General features: G+C 68.7%; 11 protein-coding genes. 4 read left to right on the forward strand and 7 right to left on the reverse strand.

Annotated elements, in window-relative coordinates; genetic code table 11:
* Window positions 1-559: 559 nt before the first annotated feature.
* From V6V89_RS13445 to V6V89_RS13465, 5 genes are all read right to left on the reverse strand, one after another.
* Entirely contained in the window at window positions 560-4,063 is a 3,504-nt protein-coding gene (locus V6V89_RS13445) for an alpha-L-arabinofuranosidase C-terminal domain-containing protein (RefSeq protein WP_334619409.1), read from the reverse strand.
* 73 nt (window positions 4,064-4,136) lie between these two features.
* Window positions 4,137-5,123 carry a galactofuranose ABC transporter, permease protein YjfF gene (gene yjfF, locus V6V89_RS13450; RefSeq protein WP_334619410.1) on the reverse strand — a complete coding sequence of 329 codons (987 nt, stop codon included), beginning with the start codon at window positions 5,121-5,123 and terminating at the stop codon, window positions 4,137-4,139.
* Entirely contained in the window at window positions 5,120-6,187 is a 1,068-nt protein-coding gene (locus V6V89_RS13455) for an ABC transporter permease (RefSeq protein ID WP_334619411.1), read from the reverse strand. Before V6V89_RS13455 ends, yjfF begins: the two co-directional genes overlap by 4 nt.
* The gene (locus V6V89_RS13460) at window positions 6,184-7,713 is read right to left on the reverse strand and encodes a sugar ABC transporter ATP-binding protein (protein WP_334619460.1); all 1,530 of its coding nucleotides are present in this window, start codon (window positions 7,711-7,713) and stop codon (window positions 6,184-6,186) included. The genes V6V89_RS13455 and V6V89_RS13460 overlap by 4 nt, the downstream gene beginning before the upstream one ends.
* Before the next feature lie 92 nt (window positions 7,714-7,805).
* Window positions 7,806-8,771, reverse strand: coding sequence for an ABC transporter substrate-binding protein (locus V6V89_RS13465; RefSeq protein ID WP_334619461.1), 966 nt, complete (start codon window positions 8,769-8,771; stop codon window positions 7,806-7,808).
* Window positions 8,772-9,245: 474 nt separating this feature from the next.
* Between V6V89_RS13465 and V6V89_RS13470 the strand changes: the two genes are divergently transcribed.
* From V6V89_RS13470 to V6V89_RS13485, 4 genes are read left to right on the forward strand one after another with little or no spacing between them, the layout of a single operon-like run.
* Window positions 9,246-10,274 carry a LacI family DNA-binding transcriptional regulator gene (locus V6V89_RS13470; protein WP_334619412.1) on the forward strand — a complete coding sequence of 343 codons (1,029 nt, stop codon included), beginning with the start codon at window positions 9,246-9,248 and terminating at the stop codon, window positions 10,272-10,274.
* Between the two features lie 50 nt (window positions 10,275-10,324).
* Window positions 10,325-11,749 carry a family 43 glycosylhydrolase gene (locus tag V6V89_RS13475; RefSeq protein WP_334619413.1) on the forward strand — a complete coding sequence of 475 codons (1,425 nt, stop codon included), beginning with the start codon at window positions 10,325-10,327 and terminating at the stop codon, window positions 11,747-11,749.
* A 5-nt stretch (window positions 11,750-11,754) separates the two neighbouring features.
* Window positions 11,755-13,215 (forward strand): family 43 glycosylhydrolase, encoded by a 1,461-nt coding sequence (locus V6V89_RS13480; protein WP_334619414.1) that lies wholly within the window; start codon window positions 11,755-11,757, stop codon window positions 13,213-13,215.
* Window positions 13,216-13,266: 51 nt separating this feature from the next.
* A complete protein-coding gene (locus tag V6V89_RS13485; protein WP_334619415.1) occupies window positions 13,267-16,119 on the forward strand; it encodes a glycoside hydrolase family 2 TIM barrel-domain containing protein in 2,853 nt (950 codons plus the stop codon).
* On the opposite strand, the gene V6V89_RS13490 is transcribed toward V6V89_RS13485, so the two are convergent.
* The gene (locus V6V89_RS13490) at window positions 16,113-18,869 is read right to left on the reverse strand and encodes a beta-L-arabinofuranosidase domain-containing protein (protein ID WP_334619416.1); all 2,757 of its coding nucleotides are present in this window, start codon (window positions 18,867-18,869) and stop codon (window positions 16,113-16,115) included. The two genes, V6V89_RS13485 and V6V89_RS13490, sit on opposite strands and share 7 nt — an antisense overlap.
* Window positions 18,870-18,935: 66 nt before the next feature.
* Entirely contained in the window at window positions 18,936-20,264 is a 1,329-nt protein-coding gene (locus V6V89_RS13495; RefSeq protein ID WP_334619417.1) for a BTAD domain-containing putative transcriptional regulator, read from the reverse strand.
* Between the last annotated feature and the right edge of the window lie 34 nt (window positions 20,265-20,298).

The raw sequence follows: 20,298 nt of genomic DNA on the forward strand, positions 1-20,298 counted from the left end.
GATGCCGCAGTTTCGGGGAAATCGCGCGCTCCGCACGGCCTTGAGGGCGCAATATCCGCGAACTTGTCGTAACGCCGCCAGGTCCGCGTCAGGATCAGGATCGAGTTTTGGGCTGCCGCGGCGTCCGTCGCGGCACAGACCGCTGCTCCCGCAGCCGCACCCTCCGCGATTCACGATCAATCCCGGGCGATGCCCGGGCTGCCTGGTATCGGCGGCCATTCCCGCCGCGCCCTCTCCGTGATCAGGGCGTCCCTCAAGTCGTTAGCGCGACCTGGGGGGCGCCCTGATCTTTTATGGCGGGGGTGGGGTGTGGGGACGCGGAGGGTGAGGCTGCGGGAGCAGCGGCATTGAGCACAACGGGCGTCGCGGCAGCTCGAAATCCATGAATCTGACAGCCACTTCCTGCTCTCGTCTAGATCTACGCCCTGTCGACGCGGCCCTGCGGGGCGATGGCGGCGTCTCGCCCGCCGATCAAGGGCAATCACATCGATCAAGGGCAAATGCACGCGGAAAAGAGATCCAACCACGTGCGTTCGCCCTTGATCGGCGGGCCCCCGAACTACTGGGACAGGCGGATGAAGGTTACGGACTGGGCTGGGAAGTCGTACTCGAACGAACTGCCCAGGCCGCCCTGGCGGAACGTCACCGGTACCGCCTTCGTCGGCTCGTGCAGGGTGTTCATGTCGGACGGGGATGACGCCGTGTACGACGTCACCTTGGCCGTCGAGCCAACGGTCGCACCGTCGAGGCGCACCGCGGTGCGGGCGGCGGTGTCGCGGGCGTTGACCACCTTGAGCACCGTGTCACCGTTGTCGTCGCGGGTGACCACCTGGTAGAGCGGCTCGACGGTGCCGAGGTTGTCGTACACGTCGTTGACCTTCACGCCGTCGAGGTACGTCGTGATGGCCCGCCCGTTCACCGTGATCTTGATCTGGTAGGTGCGGCCGGTCTCGATGGTGTTTCCGCTCGTGCCGATGGTCGCCTTGGCGCCGCCGGTGGCCTTCTCGACGGCGGATGTCGTGTTGCCCCAGCCGCCGAGGTTCCACCAGTAGTAGTTGCCGGTGTCCTTGACGCCGAACATCACCAGGAAGCCCTCGGCCCCGCCGGTCTTGCGGGCGGTCAGCTCCAGCGTGTAGTTCGACCAGTCGACGCTGCCGGCGGTCGAGCGCGCGTCGGTGGCGCCGGACGACTGGGCGTACGCGCCGTCCTGGACGGCCCAGGTGCCGGTCTGCGGAGACCAGGCGCCGGCACCGGCCGAGAAGTCGTCGGCGAACAGCGTCGTACCGTCAGCCGCCGTCACCCTCACGTCGTCGTACACCGCCTGCGTGTTCCAGGTGGCGAGACCGACGGAGCCGGCGATGTCGGCTGGCGCGGGCGGTCCGTTCGGGCCGGGCGTGTACGCGCTGGGCAGCACCGAGCCGCCCGCGTTCTCGGAGAACATCTTCTGCACGTAGTAGCTCGTCGAGCCGTACAGCTGGTCGCCCGAGAACCAGATCAGGTCGGGTGACCACTGCACGTGGTCCACATTGGCCAGTAGCGGCGCGTACGAGGCCAGCTCGACCACGTCGGAGTTGCGCTCCAGCCCCGTGATGAACGACGCCTCGGAGAGCGCGTTGTAGAAGGTGTTGCCGCGCGAGGCGTACTCGCCGACGAACACCTTCGGCCCGTTGCGGTCGTAGCTGTCGTAGCGGCGGTTGTTGGCGAGGAACCACTCGGGGCTGTTGTAGTAGTGCTCGTCGACCATGTCCGCGTTCTGCTCGCGGGCGAACTCCCAGCCGCGGTCGAAGATGGCACCGGCGGACGTCTGCCCGCTGTTAGTGATGATCTTGATGTCCGGGTACGCAGCTTCGATTGCCCGCGCGAAGTGGGGGTAGTTGCGGTAGAACTCGGGGTAGATCTCCTCGTTGCCGAGCCCGATGTACTCCAGCCCGAACGGCTTCGGGTGACCCATGGCCGCCCGCACCGCGCCCCACTCGGTGTCGACGCCACCGTTGGCGAATTCGATGAGGTCCAATGTGTCCTGTACCCAGGGACCGAGCTGGTCCTCTGCGAGCGGCCGGTTCTCGTTGCAGCCGTTGACGCCGACCGAGACGACGGGCAGCGCCTCGGCGCCGATGTCCTCGGCGAACTGGAAGTACTCGAAGTACCCGATGCCGTACGTCTGGTTGTAGCCCCAGAAGTTGAAGTTGGTCGGGCGCTGCTCGACCGGCCCGACGGTCTCCTTCCAGCGGTAGATGCGCCGCCGGTCCGGGAAGGGCGCGTAGTTGCCCACGTTGGTGACGCAGCCGCCGGGGAAGCGCAGGAACTTCGGCTGGAGCGCGGCGATCGACTGCGCGAGGTCCTTGCGCATGCCGTTCTTGCGACCCTTGTAGGTGTCCTTGGGGAACAGCGACACCATGTCGAGCCGGATCGTGCCCGCGGAGCCCGCCGTCACCACGAGCCGGCCGGTGCTGGTGCTGCCGGTGGCGCTGATCCGGGCGGTGTACTTCGTCCAGGTGTCGGAGGCGACCGTCACCTGAGCTTGACCGTACACAGTGGAGCCGCTCTCCACCGTCACGGTCAGCGGCGTGCCGGTGGGTGACGTGGTGCGGGCCCACACCGAGAAGTCGTACGCCGCGCCCTCGCGGACCACGACGCCGGCGTTGAAGCCGGTGTTGCTGATGCCGACGCCAGCGCCGCTCGACTCCAGCACGAGATGGTTGAGGTTCTTGTCGTTGAGCGGTTCGGCGCTGGCGACCGTGACGGTGCCGGTGGCGCCGCGCTCCACCTTGGACCACGCGGTGAGGCCGGTGAAGCTGCTGTTGTCGACGCTGTTGAACTCGAAGGACCGGTTGCGGACCAGCTCGGCGTAGAGACCGCCGTCGGCCGCGTAGTTGATGTCTTCGTAGAAGATGCCGTAGAGGCGGTCGCTCATGGGCTTGCCGGTCGCGTCGCCGTCCGCGGTCAGCTCGCCGCCGATCGCGTACGGTCGCACCACGAACTTGCTCCCGGTGGCGGCGACCGTCAGCTGGCCGTCGGTCACCGTCAGGTACCCGCCGGGGGCGGAGATGCGGATCTTGCCGCCGCCCGCGTCGACCAGCTTGAAGCGGTCGCTGCCAGCGCGCGGGTTGTCGGCGAGCGCTACCCGCCCGTTGGTTCGGACGGTGAGGCGGTCACCGGAGGCGACCTCGGTGAGCGTGACGGTGCCGTCGCCGGTGTCGGCCGCGCGCACCACGAGCTGGGTGGCGGCGCGCTTGTCGGAGGCGGTCACCGCGCCGGTCGCGGCCACATCGAAGTACGTAACCGGAATTCGGGTCGTTCGCCGTTGTGGGTCACCACGGCTCCCAGCGGGATCCGAAGGTGACCCGCCGGAACTCTCCAGCGCGAACGGGCTGTCCGGAACGACGGGCTGCCCGTCGGGCGCGAGGATCGCGACGTAGTCGAAGTCGGCGACCAGCGTCGTGCCGTCCTGCGCCGACAGCGCGTAGACGCCGACCTTCTTGATGTCGAGCGCGGAGGTGACCTGCGCGGCCTGCACCCACGCCGCACCGTCCCAGTAGGACGTGGTGAAGACGTCGCCGGCCCGGGCCACCTTGAGGGTCTCGCCGGTCGAGCCGGGCCGCGCGGCGAAGGTGGAGGAGAAGGCCGCGTTGACCTCCAGCGCGTTTTCGATGACCGGGCCGCCCCCGAAGCTGACGTTGGTGAGGCCGGCGCGCAGGTAGTTGTCGGTGTCCTGCCAGGCAAGGATGCCGGCGCCCTGGAAGTCGAGCGACACGGGTGCCTCGAAGGACGCCACGATCTGGAAGTCGCCGGCAGGCAGGTCCTGGAGGAAGAGGTTACGGGCGTTGTTGGTCGACTGGTGGGTGTCGCCGGTGAGGGAGTTGATGCGCAGGTACCCGGGGCGCTCGGTCAGCGACCACCGGGTCGGGTCGTTGTTCAGCACCTCCCAGTCCGCGCCGAGGGACGTGCCGTCGAAGGTGTCCACGGTGGCGCCGGCGGGGAGTTCGGGGTCGGCCGCGTACGCCGGTGCGGGCGCGGCGATGACGAGTGTGAACGCTACCAAGGCGGCGAGCGGTCTGGTCACGACGCGTCCTTTCGACCGGTCTCGCGCCTGCCGAACCGTATTTCGACAGGCGTGAGACCGGCGGGGTGAAGGGTCAGCGCTTTCTTGCGGTGATGACGCGTTGGAGCAGGATGAAGACGAAGAGCAAGGCGCCAATGACGATCTTGGTCCACCAGCTGCTCAGGCGGCCGTCGAAGGTGATCAGCGTTTGGATCACGCCGAGGACGAGGACGCCCAGCAGGGTGCCGAGCACGTACCCCGAGCCGCCGGTCAGCAGGGTGCCACCGATGACGACCGCGGCGATCGCGTCGAGCTCCATGCCCACCGCGTGCAGGCCGTACCCGGAGAGCATGTAGAAGCTGAGCAGCACGCCGCCGAGGGCTGAGCAAAAGCCGCTGATCGTGTAGACGGCGATCTTGGTGCGCGCGACCGGAAGGCCCATCAGCAGCGCCGACCGCGGGTTGCCGCCGATCGCGTACGTGTTGCGCCCGAGCCGCGTGTATGCGAGCACGAACGCGGCGATCAGCACCACGACGATCGCGATGACCACGCTCGGCGAGACGAAGTACTCACCGAACCGGATGCGCGACTGCGCCATCGACACCCAGAACGGGTCGTCGATCGGGATCGACGAGGTGCCGATCGTGTAGCAGAGCCCGCGGGCGAGGAACATCCCGGCGAGCGTGACGATGAACGGCTGGATGTCGAAGTAGTGGATGATGCAGCCCATGCCGAACCCGAGCGCCGAACCGACGAGCAGCACGAGCGGCAGCACCACGAACGCTGGCCAGCCGCGCTCTTCCAGCAGCGACGCGGAGAGCATGGTGGTGAGCGCCACCACCGAGCCGACCGACAGGTCGATCCCGCCGGTCAGGATCACGAACGTCATGCCCACCGCGACGACGAGCAGGAACCCGTTGTCGATGAAGACGTTGAGCACCACCTGCGCGTCGCCGAACGCCTCGTAGTTCCCCGCGCCGACGCCGTACATGAGGGCCAGCAGGCTGAACGTCGCCAGCACCGGCAGGTACTTCTGGTTGGGCCAGGAGATCCGGGACCGCACCTCGGAGAGCGTGCTCATGCCGGCACCTCCACCTTCGTCGGTGCGTCCGGGGTCGGCGCGGGGGTTGTCGGCGGTCGTTGACGTCGGCTCTTGAAGACCTTCTCGCGGAAGGACGGCGACTGGACGAGGCAGACGACCGTGACCACGAGCGCCTTGACCAGCAGCGTGGTCTCGGGCGGTACGCCGATCGTGTAGATGGTCGTGGTGAGCGTCTGGATGATCAGGGCGCCGATGACGGTGCCGCCGATCGAGAACCGGCCGCCGGTCAGCAGCGTGCCACCGATGACCACCGCGAGGATCGCGTCCAGCTCGTACCAGAGGCCGGCGTAGTTGCCGTCGGCACTGGATACGTTCGAGCTGATCATCAGGCCGGCGATGCCGGCACAGAGGGCGGCGAACATGTACGCCATCAGCTTGATCCGCCGCGACCGGATGCCGGCGAGGCGGCTGGCCTCGGCGTTGCCGCCGACCGACTCGACGAGCATGCCGAGCGCGGTGCGCCTGGTCAGCAGCACCGCGATCACGGTCACGACCGCCGCGATGAGCACCGGGACCGGGAACGTGAGCAGGTATCCGGCGCCGATCACCTTGTACGGCGAGCTGTTGATCGTGATGATCTGCCCGCCCGTGATGAGCTGGGCGAGGCCGCGACCGGCGACCATCAGGATGAGCGTCGCGATGATCGGCTGGATGCCGATGCCGGCCACGAGGAACCCGTTCCATACGCCCAGCAGCAGTGCGAGGCCGAGCGCGAGGCCGATGGCCACGAGCACGCCGCCGACGCTGTTCTGGTCGCCCTGTTCGCTGATCCGCCAGCAGGCGAGGGCGCCGCAGATCGCGACCACCGAGCCCACCGACAGGTCGATGCCGCCGGTGGCGATCACCAGCGTCATGCCCAGAGCCACCAGGATCAGCGGCGCGCCGAAGCGGAGAATGTCGATCACGCTGCCGTACAGGTGGTCGTCGCGCACCTCGACCTTGAAGAAGTTCGGCGTGAAGATCAGGTTGCTCAGCAGGAGGACGACCAAGAGGACGACCGGCCAGAACAGCCGGTGCTTGGAGAGCCTGGTGATGGTGGTCATGCGACGCCTCCCGCAGCCGACACGGTCATGCCCCCGCCTCCACTCGCGATGGTCTCCATGATGCGGTCGGCGTCCACCTCGTCGTCGTTCGCCATCTCGGCGATGAGGTGCCGGTCGCGCAGTACTGCGATCTTGTGGCTGAGCCGGAGCACCTCTTCCAGCTCCGCCGAGACGAAGAGCACCGCCATCCCACCGTCGGACAGCGCGGCGACGAGGCGCTGGATCTCGGTCTTGGCGCCGATGTCGATGCCGCGGGTGGGCTCGTCGAGGATCAGCAGCCGCGGTTCGGTGATCAGCCAGCGGGCCAGCAGTACCTTCTGCTGGTTGCCGCCGGAGAGGTTGCGCACCTCGGCCTCGGGATTGGCGGGCCTGATGTCGAGCGCCTTGATGTACTTGTCGACGAACTCGTCCTGACGACGCCGGGGGATCGGCCGCGTCCAACCGCGTACCGCCTGCATGGCGAGGATGATGTTTTCGCGGACGGTGAGCTCTTCGATGAGGCCTTCGGCGCGCCGGTTTTCCGAACAGAACGCGATGTCGTGGCCCATCGCGGAGCGCGGGCCGCGCATCGCCACCGGCTTGCCGTCGACCAGGATCTGGCCGTGGTCAGCCTTGTCGGCGCCGTAGAACAGCCGGGCCACCTCGGTGCGTCCAGAACCCAGCAGGCCGGCGAGGCCGACCACCTCTCCGGAGTGGATGGTGAGGCTGAATGGCGCCACGGCGCCCTTGCGGCCGAGGTCCTGCGCTTCGATCAGCGGCTGGCCCCGCTCCAGCGCGGCGAGCGCGGGCTTGGGCTGCTCCTCCAGCTTCTCCAGCACCTCGAGTTCCTTGCCGATCATCTTCCCGACCAGGTCGATGAGGGTGAGGTCGCGGGTGACGTACTCGCCGACCAGCCGGCCGTTGCGCAGCACGGTGATCCGGTCGGAGATGCTGAAGACCTGGTCGAGGAAGTGGGTCACGAAGAGGATCGCGACGCCTTCGTCCTTGAGCTGGCGCATGACGCGGAAGAGTTGCTCGACCTCGCTGGCGTCGAGGCTCGACGTGGGCTCGTCGAGGATCAGCACCTTGGCCGAGATGTCGATTGCGCGGGCGATGGCGACCATCTGCTGTACCGCGAGGGAGTACGAGCTGAGCTGCGCCGTGACGTCGATGTCGAGCTGGAGCCGCTTGAGCAACGCAGCGGCCCGCTTCTCCATCTGCGACCACTGGATCTTGCCGAACCGTCGCGGCTCGCGGCCGATGAAGATGTTTTCCGCGACCGAGAGGTTCGGGCAGAGGTTGACCTCCTGGTAAACGGTGCTGATGCCGGCCTGCTGGGCCTGCAGCGGCCCGCTGAATCGCACATCCGTGCCGTCCAGGCTGATCTGACCCTGGTCGATGTCGTAGACCCCGGTCAACACCTTGATCAGCGTCGACTTGCCGGCGCCGTTCTCGCCCATGAGGGCGTGCACCTCGCCCGGGACTAGCCGGAAGTCGACGTCGCTGAGCGCCTTGACGCCGGGGAACTCCTTGCTGATCCCCGTCATCGTCAAGATGGCTGTACTCACTCGTGCTCGCCTTTCCCTGTACGGCCCGGTAGTTGACCCCAGGGGGTCAACTACCGGGCTCTAACGTCAGGTCAGTACTGCCGGGTGGGCAGTACCGCCTTGGCCTGCTCCTGCGTGAACGTGGTCTCCTCGGTGACTACCCGGGCTGGCACAGTCTCGCCCGCGTGCACCTTCTCCACCAGGTCCATGAGCTGTGGGCCAAGCAGCGGGCTGCACTCGACGATGTAGTTGATCTTGCCGTCGGCGAGGGCCTGCATGCCGTCCTTCACCGCGTCGACCGTGATGATCTTGATGTCGACGCCCGGCTTCTTGCCCGCGCCCTCGATGGCCTCGATCGCGCCCAGGCCCATGTCGTCGTTGTGCGCGTAGAGCACATCGATGTCCGGGTTGGCCTTCAGGAAGGCCTCCATGACCTCCTTGCCCTTGGCGCGCGTGAAGTCGCCGGTCTGCGAAGCGATGACCTTGAACTTCGGGTCGGCCGCGATGACGTCGCCGAAGCCCTTCTTGCGGTCGTTCGCGGGAGCCGAGCCGGTGGTGCCCTGGAGCTCGACGATGTTCACCGTCTCGGTCTTGCCCTCGTACTCCTTGACGAGCCAGTCGCCGGCCTTCTTGCCCTCCTCGACGAAGTCGGAGCCGATGAAGGTCTTGTACAGCGACGTGTCGGTCGAGTCAACCGCGCGGTCGGTCAGGATCACCGGGATGTCGGCGTCCTTGGCCTCCTTGAGCACGGTGTCCCAGCCCGACTCCACGACCGGCGAGAAGGCGATGATGTCGACCTTCTGCTGGATGTACGAGCGGATCGCTTTGATCTGGTTCTCCTGCTTCTGCTGCGCGTCGGAGAACTTCAACTCGATGCCGGCCTCCTTGGCGGAGTCCTGGATCGACTTGGTGTTGGCGGTACGCCAGCCGCTCTCGGCACCGACCTGGGAGAAGCCCAGAACGATCTTGTCGCTGCCCGAGCCCGCGTCATTGCCGGAGTCGCCGTCACCGCCACAGGCGGCCAGGGGCGTGGCAAGCAGCCCGGCGGCGATGATCATGGATATCTTTCTGAGCACTGCACTCTCCTCATCGGGATAGCATTATTACCATTCGTCACTGTTAGCGCTAACATCCGCCGGAAGTCGGGAGCCTCCTTCAAGGGATGAGTTCCGCCTCTGGACGCGTACGTTCTCGGCATGCCATGACGATGCGGTCGGGGTCGGGGTGGGCCCTGCGCTTCGGTTGCGTGACGTGGTGTTTGCGAGAGTGTTAACGCTCACGTGGCACCTCGTCAAGGGCTTCACTTAATTGTGATGTCCCGCGTGGGTGCGTGGAAGACGTCGGTGGTGATCGATTTAAGTCGCCACTTGACGTCTGCCGGTGTGAGCGTTAACACTGCCACCACACATTCGTAACCGGCCGGAGATGGGAGGTGCTCATGTCGCGTCGACGTGGGTTCCCCACATGACTGCGCTGGCTGGCGCTCGCCCCGCTCGCTTCTCCGAATCCGGGCCGGCTGCGGGTGGTGGCGCATGACCGGGCTTGCCCACGGGGGTGAACGTCGAGCGCGGGGCAAACCGGTGATGATGGACGTCGCCCGGCTGGCAGGCGTCTCGCACCAGACCGTGTCGCGGGTGCTCAACGAGCACCCCAGCGTGCGCAGCGAGACCCGCGAGCGGGTGCTGCGCGCCATGGAAGAGCTGGACTACCGCCGTAACTCGGCCGCCCGCGCGCTGGTGACCAACCGGTCGCACACGCTCGGGCTGGTCACGTTCGACACCACCCTCGTCGGTCCATCGTCCACTGTGTATGCGATAGAGCGTGCCGCCCGCGACGCCGGATACTTCGTCAGCGTCGCGAGTGCTCGCTCGCTCGACGAGGGATCGGTCGCGAACGCCATCAACCGGCTGCGCGAGCAGGCGGTCGAAGGCATCATCACGGTGGCGCCGATGGACTCGGCGCTGGCCGCGCTCGCGCGCGTGCCAGCCGACATCCCGCTCGTCGGTATCGGGGTCGGCGAGGCCATGGGCGTGCCCATGGTGAGCGTCGACAACATCGCCGGCGCGGCGATGGCCACCAAGCACCTCGTCGACCTGGGCCACGCCACGGTCCACCACATCTCCGGTCCACCCGAGTGGCCCGAGACCCGGGAACGGGTGACCGGATGGCGCACCACCCTGCGGCAGGTCGGAGCTCCGGAGGCGCCGGTGCTGTCCGGCGACTGGAGTTCGCGGTCCGGCTACGAGGCGGCGCGCATGCTCGCTTCCGATCCGGACGTCACCGCGATCTTCTGCGGCAACGACCAGATGGCACTCGGTGCGCTCCGTGCCCTGCACGAGGCGGGACGGGACGTGCCGACCGAGGTGAGCGTCGTGGGGTTCGACGACATACCCGAGGCGGCGTACCTGCTGCCACCGTTGACCACGGTGCAGCAGGACTTCGCGGCACTCGGGCGCGCCAGCCTGGAACTGCTCGTCGAGCAGATCATGGCCGGCGTAAGGACCCAGCAGCACATGCGGTTCCCACCGGAACTGGTGGTGCGGGAGAGCACGGGGAGATGAAAACCAACGGCACGGGCTGGCCATGTGAACGCTAACACCAGGAGGCGTCAATGCGCAGATTCGCGTCGATCGCTGTGCTCGCGGTACTGGCCACCATGCTGGTCAGTACCGGGCCGGCGTCGGCCTCACCCGGGGTCCAATTCACCAACCCGCTGATCGCGCGGCGGGCCGACCCGCACATCGTCAAGCACACCGACGGGTACTACTACTTCACCGCCACCGCGCCCGAGTACGACCGCATCGTGATGCGCCGGGCCACCACGCTCCAGGGACTCGCCAGCGCGTCCGAAACGGTCATCTGGCGACGGCACACCAGCGGTGAGATGGGCGCGCACATCTGGGCGCCGGAAATCCACTACATCGACGGCCGGTGGTACATCTACTTCGCCGCCGGACGCACCAACGACATCTGGGCCATCCGGCCGTACGTGCTGGAGAACACGAGCGCGAACCCGCTCAGCGGCACCTGGACCGAGAAGGGCCGGATCGCGCTGCCGCTCAACACGTTCTCCCTCGACGCCACAACTTTCGTCCACAATGGAACCCGTTATCTCTCGTGGGCGCAGAACGACCCGGCGGTGGGCAGCGGCACCAACCTGTACCTCGCGCCCATGTCCAACCCGTGGACCATCTCCGGCACACCCGCGCGCATCTCCGTGCCGACACACTCCTGGGAGACGATCGGGCACCGGGTGAACGAGGGACCCGCGGTGATCCAGCGCAACGGGCGCGTGTTCATGGCGTACTCGGCGAGCGCCACCGACGCGAACTACTGCCTCGGCCTGCTCACCGCCTCGGCGACCAGCAACCTCATGAACCCATCGTCGTGGACCAAGAGCGCCCAGCCGGTCTTCACCAGCAACGCGAACACCAGCCAGTACGGGCCGGGGCACAACTCGTTCACCGTCTCCGAAGACGGGCAAAGCGACATCCTCGTCTACCACGACCGCAGCTACCGCGACATTTCCGGCGACCCGCTCAACGACCCCAACCGGCGCACGCGGCTGCAAAAGCTCTACTGGAACGCCGACGGCACGCCCAACTTCGGCATCCCGGTCGCTGACGGCGTGACGCCGTACCGGTTCAAGTCGTACAACCTCCCGGACCGCTTCATCCGGCACTGGGAGTTCCGGGCCCGGCTGGAAGCGAACGTGACCGCGCTCGCCGACTCACAGTTCCGGATCGTGACCGGGCTCGCCGGCAGCGGCACGGTGTCGCTGGAGTCGACCAACCGCCCGGGGTACTTCCTGCGCCACAAGAACTACGAGCTCTACGTCGAGCGCAACGACGGCTCCACGCTCTTCCGCAACGACGCGTCGTTCTACCGCCGCGCCGGGCTCGCTGACTCCGCCGCGGTGTCGTTCGAGTCATACAACTTCGCCGGGCGCTACATCCGGCACTCCAACAACCTCATGTACATCCAGCCGGTCAGCACCGCCACCGACCGGGCGGACGCGACCTACGTCCTGGAGTGACCGCCATGAGCCGTTCCCGCTCCCGGGCCTGGCTCGCTGTGGTGACCGTGCTGCTCACGACGCTCGCCGTCGGGGTGGCACGGCCCGCCGCGGCGGCGCCCGGCCGCCCGTTCACCAACCCCATCAAGTCGGTGAAGGGTGCCGACCCCTGGCTCCAATACCACAACGGCAACTACTACCTGATCACCACGTCGTGGACGTCGACCCTTACCATCCGCAAGTCGCCGACCCTGGCCGGGCTGGCGAGCGCGCCCAGCGTGCAGGTCTGGAACGACACCACGGCCTCCCGGTGCTGCAACTTCTGGGCACCAGAGATGCACTTCCTCAACGGCCGCTGGTACATCTACTACACCGGCGGGCAGAACGTGTCCGACTACATCCCCACCCAACGGTCGCACGTGCTGGAGAGCGCCGGCAGCGACCCGATGGGCCCGTACACGTACCGGGCGACGCTGGCGAACTTCTGGCTCATCGACGGCAGCGTGCTCCAGGTCAACGGCTCGCTGTACTTCATGGGCAGCGCATCCGGTGGCGGTACCCAGAACCTCGTCATCGCCCCGATGAGCAACCCGTACACGGTCAGCGGCTCGTTCAGCACCATCTCGACGCCGACGCAGAGCTGGGAACGGCAGGGCGGCACGGTCAACGAAGGGCCCGAACCGCTGTACCGCAACGGGCGCACGTTCATCGTGTACTCGGCGAGCGGCTGCTGGACGCCCGACTACAAGCTGGGCCTGCTCAGCCTTACCGGCTCCAACCCGCTCAGCGCCTCGTCGTGGACCAAGTCGGGGCCGGTGTTCCAGCGCAACGACGCCAACGGCGTCTACGGGCCGGGGCACAACGGGTTCTTCAAGTCGCCGGACGGCACCGAGGACTGGATCGTCTATCACGCGAACGACGCCGCCAGCGACGGGTGCGACAACAACCGCACCACGCGGGCACAGAAGTTCACGTGGAACGCGGACGGTACGCCGAACTTCGGCGCTCCCGTGCGGCTCGGCGCCACGCTGGACGGTCCGGCTGGTGAGACGGCGGCCACGCCGACGGCGTACACGCTCGTGAACCGCAACAGCGGCAAGTGCCTCGACCTGGCCAGCTCGTCGACCGCCGATGGCGCCAACGTGCAGCAGTGGACGTGCAGCGGCGGCGCCAACCAGCGGTGGCGGATCGAAGACCAGGGCGACGACACCAACCGACTGGTCAACGTGGCCAGCGGCAAGGTGCTCGACGTGGCCAACTGCTCCACGGCCGACGGTGCCGACATCCGGCAATGGTCGTGGCTCAACAACATCTGCCAGCGTTTCCGGCTGGTGGTGAGCGCCACCGGCGGCTGGGTGCGGCTGGTCAACGCGAGCAGCGGCAAGGTGGCCGACGTCGCCAACTGCGGCACGGCCGACGGCGCCGACGTGCGCCAGTGGGCGTGGCTCAACAACAACTGCCAGCAGTGGCAGCTCAACCCCGTCTGAGGTCGCTCCCGCACATGTAAGGAGCGCCGGGGGCTGGGTTAGGCTGAGAGCGTGATCAACTCGCACGCGTACGTCACCAGCCCAGCCCCCGGCAACGGGCGCCGCCAACCGCGCGCCTGGTTCCACTCCGACGCACCCACCGTCGAGCTCGACGGCCAATGGCGGTTCCGGCTCGCCGCCCGTCTGGCCGACGCCACAGGCGGCTTCGAGGTGCCGGACTTCGACGACGCCGGCTGGGACCTGCTCGACGTGCCGTCGTGCTGGCAGATGCGCGGCTACGGTGCGCCCGCGTACACGAACGTCATCTACCCGTTTCCGATCGACCCGCCCCGCGTGCCGGACGCCAACCCGACCGGCGAGTACCGGCGCGAGTTCACGCTCCCGGACGACTGGCCGGCCGGCCGACGCGTGCTGCGCTTCGAGGGCGTCGACTCCTGCTTCGCTGTGTGGCTGAACGGTGAGCACCTCGGCGACGGCAAGGGCAGCCGGCTGCCCACCGAGTTCGACGTGACCGACGTGCTGCGGACCGGCCGCAACGTGCTGGCGGTGCGCGTGCACCAGTGGTCGGCTGCCAGCTACCTCGAAGACCAGGACATGTGGTGGCTGTCGGGCATCTTCCGGACCGTACGGGTGCTCTGCCGCCCGGACGGCGCCCTCGACGACTTCTTCGTGCACGCCGACTACGACCACACCACCGGGCAGGGCACGCTTCGCGTGGACACGGACGCGCCGGCGCGGCTGAGCGTGCCGGCCCTGGGCCTGCACGACGCCGACCCCGCCGGACCCCACGTCATCGAGCGGGTCACGCCGTGGACCGCCGAGGCGCCGCACCTGTACGACGGCGAGCTGGTCGCCGGCGGCGAGCGCGTGCCAGTGCGGATCGGCTTTCGCCGCGTGGTCGTCGAGGACGGCCTGTTGAAGGTGAACGGCCAGCGCCTGCTGCTGCGCGGCGTGAACCGGCACGAGTGGGATCCCGACCACGGGCGCACGCTCAGCCGCGAGACCATGGTGCGCGACATCCTCCTGATGAAGCGGCACAACATCAACGCCGTCCGCACCAGCCACTACCCGCCCAGCACCGAATTTCTGGATCTGTGTGACGAGTACGGGTTGTGGGTCGTCGACGAGTGCGACCTGGAGACGCACGGTTTCCACATGGTGGACTGGCGGGACAACCCGGCCGACGATCCACAGTGGCGGGACGCGTGCCTCGACCGCATGGCGCGGATGGTGGAGCGCGACAAGAACCACGCCAGCGTCGTCATGTGGTCGCTGGGCAACGAGTGCGGCACCGGCGCCAACCTCGCCGCCATGTCGGAGTGGGCGCGCACCCGCGACCCCGACCGCCCCATCCACTACGAGGGCGACTGGGACAGCACGTACGTCGACGTCTACAGCCGGATGTACGCGAGCCACGCCGAGGTCGAGCTGATCGGCCAGGGCACGGAAGACTCCACGAAGGACCCCGCGGCCGACGCGCACAGGCGCGGCCTGCCGTTCATCCTCTGCGAGTACGCCCACGCCATGGGCAACGGGCCCGGTGGCCTCCGCGAGTACCAGCGGCTGTTCGAGGAGTACCCGCGCTGCCAGGGTGGCTTCGTGTGGGAGTGGATCGACCACGGCGTACGCACGAAGACCGCTGACGGGCGGGACTTCTTCGGGTACGGCGGCGACTTCGGTGAGGTCCTGCACGACGGCAACTTCGTCGCGGACGGGCTTGTCTTCCCGGACCGGACGCCGTCGCCCGGCCTCATCGAGTACAAGAAGGTGATCGAGCCGGTCCGGATCGAGGTGGATCTCGATGGGCGGACCGTGCGGGTGCGCAACGGGTACGACTTCGCGGACACGGGGCACCTGACGTTCTCATGGCGCGCCCTCGACGGCGCCGAGGGCGACCTCGACGTGCCTGTCCTCGCGCCGGGGCAGAGCACGACCGTCGATTTGCCGTACGCGGGCGCGGGCTGGGTCACGGTGAGCGCTGTTCTCGCCAAGGACGAGCCGTGGGCACCCGCGGGTCACGAGATCGCGTGGGGTCAAGCCGGCCCGGTCGAGCAGACCACGTCGCCCTCCCCAGATGCGCCAGCCACAGTGGACGGGGAGCACATCCTGCTTGGGCCGGCCGTGTTCGATCGGGTCACCGGCACGCTGCTGCGAATCGGTGACCTCGTGGTCGACGGGCCGAAGCTCGACCTGTGGCGGGCGCCGACCGACAACGACCTGCGCGGCTGGGGTGAGGGAAGCATCATGGCGGCCGCCTGGCGCTCGATCGGCCTCGACCGGCTGACGCACGCCGTGCTCGCCGTCGAGCCCGGCGCCGACGGGCTGACCGTGCGCACCCGGGTCGCGCCGGCGGGCACCGACCTCGGCATGCTCGCCACCTACACGTGGTGGGCCGCCGATGGACAGCTCTGGCTCAGGCTCGGCGTCGAGCCGGCCGGCCCTTGGGAGGCTCCGCTGCCGCGCCTGGGCCTGCGGATGGCCGTGCCCACCACTCTGGACACCGTGACCTGGTTCGGGCTCGGCCCCGGCGAGGCGTACCGGGACACCACGGCGGCCGTCCGCGTCGGCACGTACACGCACACGGTCGACGAGCTACAGACCCCCTACGTGTACCCGCAGGAGAACGGCAACCGCCGCGAGGTGCGCTGGGCGGAGCTTTCGGGCGAAGGCCGGCTGCGGATCACGGGCGCGCCGCACTTCGACCTGACGGTGCGGCCGTGGACCACCGAAGACCTGGCGGCCGCGGCGCACCCGACGGATCTGGTACGCCGCGACCGGCTGTACGTCAACCTGGACGTCGCGCAAAACGGCATCGGCACCGCATCCTGCGGCCCGGGTGTCCTCCCACAACACCAGTTCCGCGCTACCCCAGCGACGCTGACGCTCGGTTTCGAGGCTCAGTAGGCCGCGCGGCGAGCCGTGTTCACTATGCGCTGGGCGTCCTTGTCGGTCAGGGCGCCCAGTGCCTGCCAGGTCTCCACTACCGCCTTCGCGCGCAGGATCAGGGCGTGGTGGGTGCGGAACGGAGCCTCGGCCCACACGTCGTCGAGCAGCGTGGTGCCGTCGGCGCGCGCCGGGTTGGCCACTTGCGAGTCCAGCCCGGCGAAGACCACCCGCGGCTCGACCCGCTCGACGTACGCGTGCGTGGGGTCCTCGGTGCCCTCGAAGAACGGCGCGAACTCGATGCCGCCGAGCGTGAAATGCAACGGCTTGTCCGGCACTGGCGTGAGCGCGCCGATCAGGTCGCCATCCAGCGCCGCTGTGGGATACAGGGCGACCGGCAGGAACGTGGTGCGGGCGTCCCGCCCGACGAGGTTGATGGGACCGTAGAAGAGGGTCTGCACGGTCGGGTCGTCGAGCGCCCGCTCCACCCGCAGCCGGAACGGCATCCGCACGCGCACCGCGTCGCCGTCGCGCCAGGTGCGCGAGATCGTGAGGTACGTGCCGGGCTCCGGGACGCGGGTCAGCGTGCGGTCGTTCACGGTCACCTCGAAGCCGTCGCGCGCCCAGCTCGGCACCCGCAGGTGCAGGTCGAACGTAGCCTTGCCGCGCACCGTTAGCGTGGTGCCCTGCTCGAATGGGAAGCTCGTGCTCTGCGTGATCGTGACACCGCCCCAGGTCACTGTGGACGGACTGAAGAGGTTGACGTACAAGCCGTCGCCGCCCTCGAAGTACACCGAGTCCTGGTATTTCGTGGCGCTCTCCATGCCGGTGCCCTCGCAGCAGGTGGTGCCCTGCTTCGGCGTGTAGTCGCGCACGTGGCCGGGCATCAGCCCGATGAAGTAAGTGACGAGCGGCTTCTCCGCGTCCGCACGGTCCTGTTTGGAGCCCAGCACCTGGTTGTAGAGCGCCCGCTCGTAGTAGTCCATGTACTTCGGGTCCTGCTCGTGGAAGAACAGCATCCGGCTCAGCTTCAACATGTTGTACGCGCAACAGGTCTCCGCGTTGGTGTCGCTGAGCGTGCCGGCGATGACGCCCGGCGCCCGCCAGAACTCGACGGTGCTGGTGCCGCCGATGCCGTACATCCGGGTCGGCACCACCATGCCCCAGAAGTTCTTCGCGGCCGTGAGGTACCGCTCCTCTCGGGTCTCGTCGTACAGCCGCACGAGCCCGGTGAGGATCGGGATGTGCTGGTTGGCGTGCATGCCGTCGAGGATGTCCTGACCGGCGACACAGGAGTCGATGAGCCGGTCGAGGTCGAAGAGGCGGGCCAGCGCCAGGTGCTCGGCCTTGCCGGTGACCGTGTGCAGGTCGCAGATCGCCTCGACGATGCCGCCGAACTCGCCGCTGGAGAAGATGCCCCACATTCGCTGGAGCGTGCTCTCCGGCAGCGTGGACAGGCGCGAGTGCATCCAGTCGCACATGCCGCTCGCGAGGTCGAGGGCCCGCTCGTCGCCGGTGTTGAGGTATGCGTCGAGCAGCCCGCGCAGGATCTTGTGTGCGGTGTAGTACGGCGCCCACACCACCGTGTAGTTGCCGCTCGTCATCGACTCCAGCGCGATGAACTGCGTCTCCGGGTACGCGGCCAGGAAGCCGGGGTGGCTCGGTCCGCCCCAGGTGCGGCGCAGCGTGGCGTGCTGCCCGCGCCCGGACGCGTCGGCGAACGTGCCGCCGGTGGTCTCGTCCATCGCGTACGAGGCGAGGTCCCCGGTCGCTGGCGCGTGCTGGAGCGCGGCCACCTCAGCGGCGCTCAGCGCGCGGGACCAGATGTTCACCTCGTCGAAGGCGCCGGCGAAAACCGGGTCGCCGGCGTAGTTCGAGCGGCCGAGCCAGTTGTTGGTGAGCGTGCCGAGCGCGGCGGGGTTGAGGGTCATCGCCGTGTTGGTGCCGACCGCGACACCGTCGACGTACAGGGTGCCGGTGCCGCCCGCGATAGTGACCGCGACGTGGCTCCACTCGCCCAGCGGTAGCGGTGCCGTGCCGTTGATGCCCTGCTCGCCGCCCGGCCCGCTGGTGGTGATGGCGAAGCGCGGCACACCGCCCGCGTTGCGGGCCGCCAGGTACAGGTAGCGCGTGGTGTTGTTGCCGAAATCGAACACCCGCGCCCAGTTGCCCCCGTGCATCGGCTTGACCCACGCGGCGATGGTGACCGCCGCCGCGCCACCGAGCGCCGTGGCCGGCAGGTCGACGTACTGATAGGAGCCGCGCGGGGTCTCCGCCGCCGCGCCGAACCTGCCCGCGACGCTCAGCACGGCGGGCGGGCGCCGCAGCGCCTCGCGGACGTCGACGAGCGCGCCCACCATGTACCGGATGCGGTCGGCGAAGACCGCCTCGCCGGTGCTGCCGTAGGCCTGCGCCAGCATGGTGAGGAAGTGGCCGGTGAAGTGGCCGCGCAGGTTGCCGTTCGCCTCGCCGTCGAGGCCCTCCCACCCGCCGGGTGCGACGGCGCCCAGTGTTGACAGTCCGGCGTTGGCACGGAAGACCTGAAGCATCCGGTCGACGTCGTATCCGCGGCCGAAGTCGAGCATCAGGCGGCGCTTGTCGGCGAACAGACCGTCGCCGAGCGCGATGTCTTTGAGTGCGAATGGCCGGACGCTCCACGTGGCCGGCGCGGCGGCTGCCGCGGGACTCGCCACGGCGGCGCCTATCGCGGGTGCCGCCGCGGCGAGTGAAGCGTTGCGCAGGAAGTGCCGGCGGTTCAGGGGAAGTGCCATGTCAGCCCTTTGTTAACGTTAACACCGACGGTATGAAACACATCCTCAACCGCGAAGGCCGCTGCGTCAAGACCCCGGACCGCAGGTAGCGAGGCTGCACCAGCGACGCTGTCCACTGTGGTCGATGAAGAGCCAGCCGCAGCGCGGGCTGGGGCACGCGCATACCGACCACCTGCGGGGGTCGGCGAGCAACTCGCCAGCGCTGCGCGCGGCGGCGTACAGCGGCGTCCGCAGGCCGGTCTCGCGGGACAGGCGCCAGCGTCCAAGCCCGTCCGTGCCGCGCTCGTACACCGAGACCCGCGCCGCCGCCACGACGTACCGGGCCACCGCGGCGAAGGCGGCGGCGTCGTCCGGGTCCGTGAGGCACGCGTACAGGTCGGCGCGCAGGGCCCGGGCTTCGTCGAGAACGGCCGAGGCACCGAGCGGATCGCGCCGCGCCTCGTCGAGAAGGCGGTTCACCGTGGCCTCGTCCACGAGATCCTGGTGGCCGGCCCAGACGGCGAGCGTCGGGTACCCGCGCAGCCACTCCGCACCCGGCTGCCGTTCACCGCGCCAACCCGCGTACGTGTTGCAGAACTCCAGCGCGGGGTGACCGCCGACGCTCCACGGCAGCCAGACCTCGCGGACCCGCACCGCGTACACCGGCGCCGCCGGCCGCTCCAATCGCGGGTCGCCGCTGCGGATGCGCTGGTGCACCGTCTCCAGCTCCGGGCCGGGCTCCACGCCCAGCTCGCCGACGAGGGCCTTGTGCGCCAGGTCGTAGAGGCGCAAGGCGTCGGCCTGGCGGGCGGCCCGGTACAGCGCCGTCATGACGCTCGCGACCAGCCCCTCCCGCGCCGGGTATGCCTCGGCGAGGACCATCAGGTCGGCGATGACGCGGTAGTGGTACCCCATATCGAGCTGGACCTGCGCGCAGATCTCGGCCGTCGTGAGGCGCAGGTCTTCGAGGCCGGCGCCGATGCGGCGGCGCAAGCCGTCGCCGGCCAGGCCGGCCAGCAGCGGCCCGTGCCACAGCCCGAGCGCCTCGACCGCCAGCTTCACCCGCTCCGCGGGGTCCGTGGCGATGGCTGCGCGGCGCGCCAGCTCCGTGAAGCGTGCGGTGTCGACGGCGTGGCCGGCTGGATCGACCGCGTACCCGTCGTCGCGGGTCTCGACGGCGACGCCGTACGGTGCGAGCGCGGCACGCAGCCGGTTGACGTACGTGTGCACGGTGCTCCGGGCGCTGCGTGGCGGGTCGCCGTCCCACACCAGGTCGACCAGCCGGTCGATCGGCACGGCGTGGCCGGCCTCCAGCAGCAGGATGGCGAGCAGGCAGCGCTCCTGGCGCCGGCGGCCGACCGGAATCGGCCGCCCCTCGTGCCGCGCCTCGAACGACCCGAGCAGTCGGAACTCCATGCCGAATGGTTACACGGTGAGCCGGTGGTGAGCC

It is taken from the genome of Micromonospora sp. CPCC 206061 (assembly GCF_036906915.1).
GTDB lineage: Bacteria > Actinomycetota > Actinomycetes > Mycobacteriales > Micromonosporaceae > Phytohabitans.

Excerpts from the sequence above, each read along its gene's own strand:
- V6V89_RS13460 (WP_334619460.1), bottom strand. The coding sequence starts at position 7,713 with ATGACGGGGATCAGCAAGGAGTTCCCCGGCGTCAAGGCGCTCAGCGAC.
- V6V89_RS13495 (WP_334619417.1), bottom strand. The coding sequence starts at position 20,264 with ATGGAGTTCCGACTGCTCGGGTCGTTCGAGGCGCGGCACGAGGGGCGG.
- V6V89_RS13470 (WP_334619412.1), top strand. The coding sequence starts at position 9,246 with ATGACCGGGCTTGCCCACGGGGGTGAACGTCGAGCGCGGGGCAAACCG.
- V6V89_RS13455 (WP_334619411.1), bottom strand. The coding sequence starts at position 6,187 with ATGACCACCATCACCAGGCTCTCCAAGCACCGGCTGTTCTGGCCGGTC.
- V6V89_RS13490 (WP_334619416.1), bottom strand. The coding sequence starts at position 18,869 with ATGGCACTTCCCCTGAACCGCCGGCACTTCCTGCGCAACGCTTCACTC.
- V6V89_RS13475 (WP_334619413.1), top strand. The coding sequence starts at position 10,325 with ATGCGCAGATTCGCGTCGATCGCTGTGCTCGCGGTACTGGCCACCATG.
- V6V89_RS13480 (WP_334619414.1), top strand. The coding sequence starts at position 11,755 with ATGAGCCGTTCCCGCTCCCGGGCCTGGCTCGCTGTGGTGACCGTGCTG.
- V6V89_RS13465 (WP_334619461.1), bottom strand. The coding sequence starts at position 8,771 with ATGATCATCGCCGCCGGGCTGCTTGCCACGCCCCTGGCCGCCTGTGGC.
- yjfF (WP_334619410.1), bottom strand. The coding sequence starts at position 5,123 with ATGAGCACGCTCTCCGAGGTGCGGTCCCGGATCTCCTGGCCCAACCAG.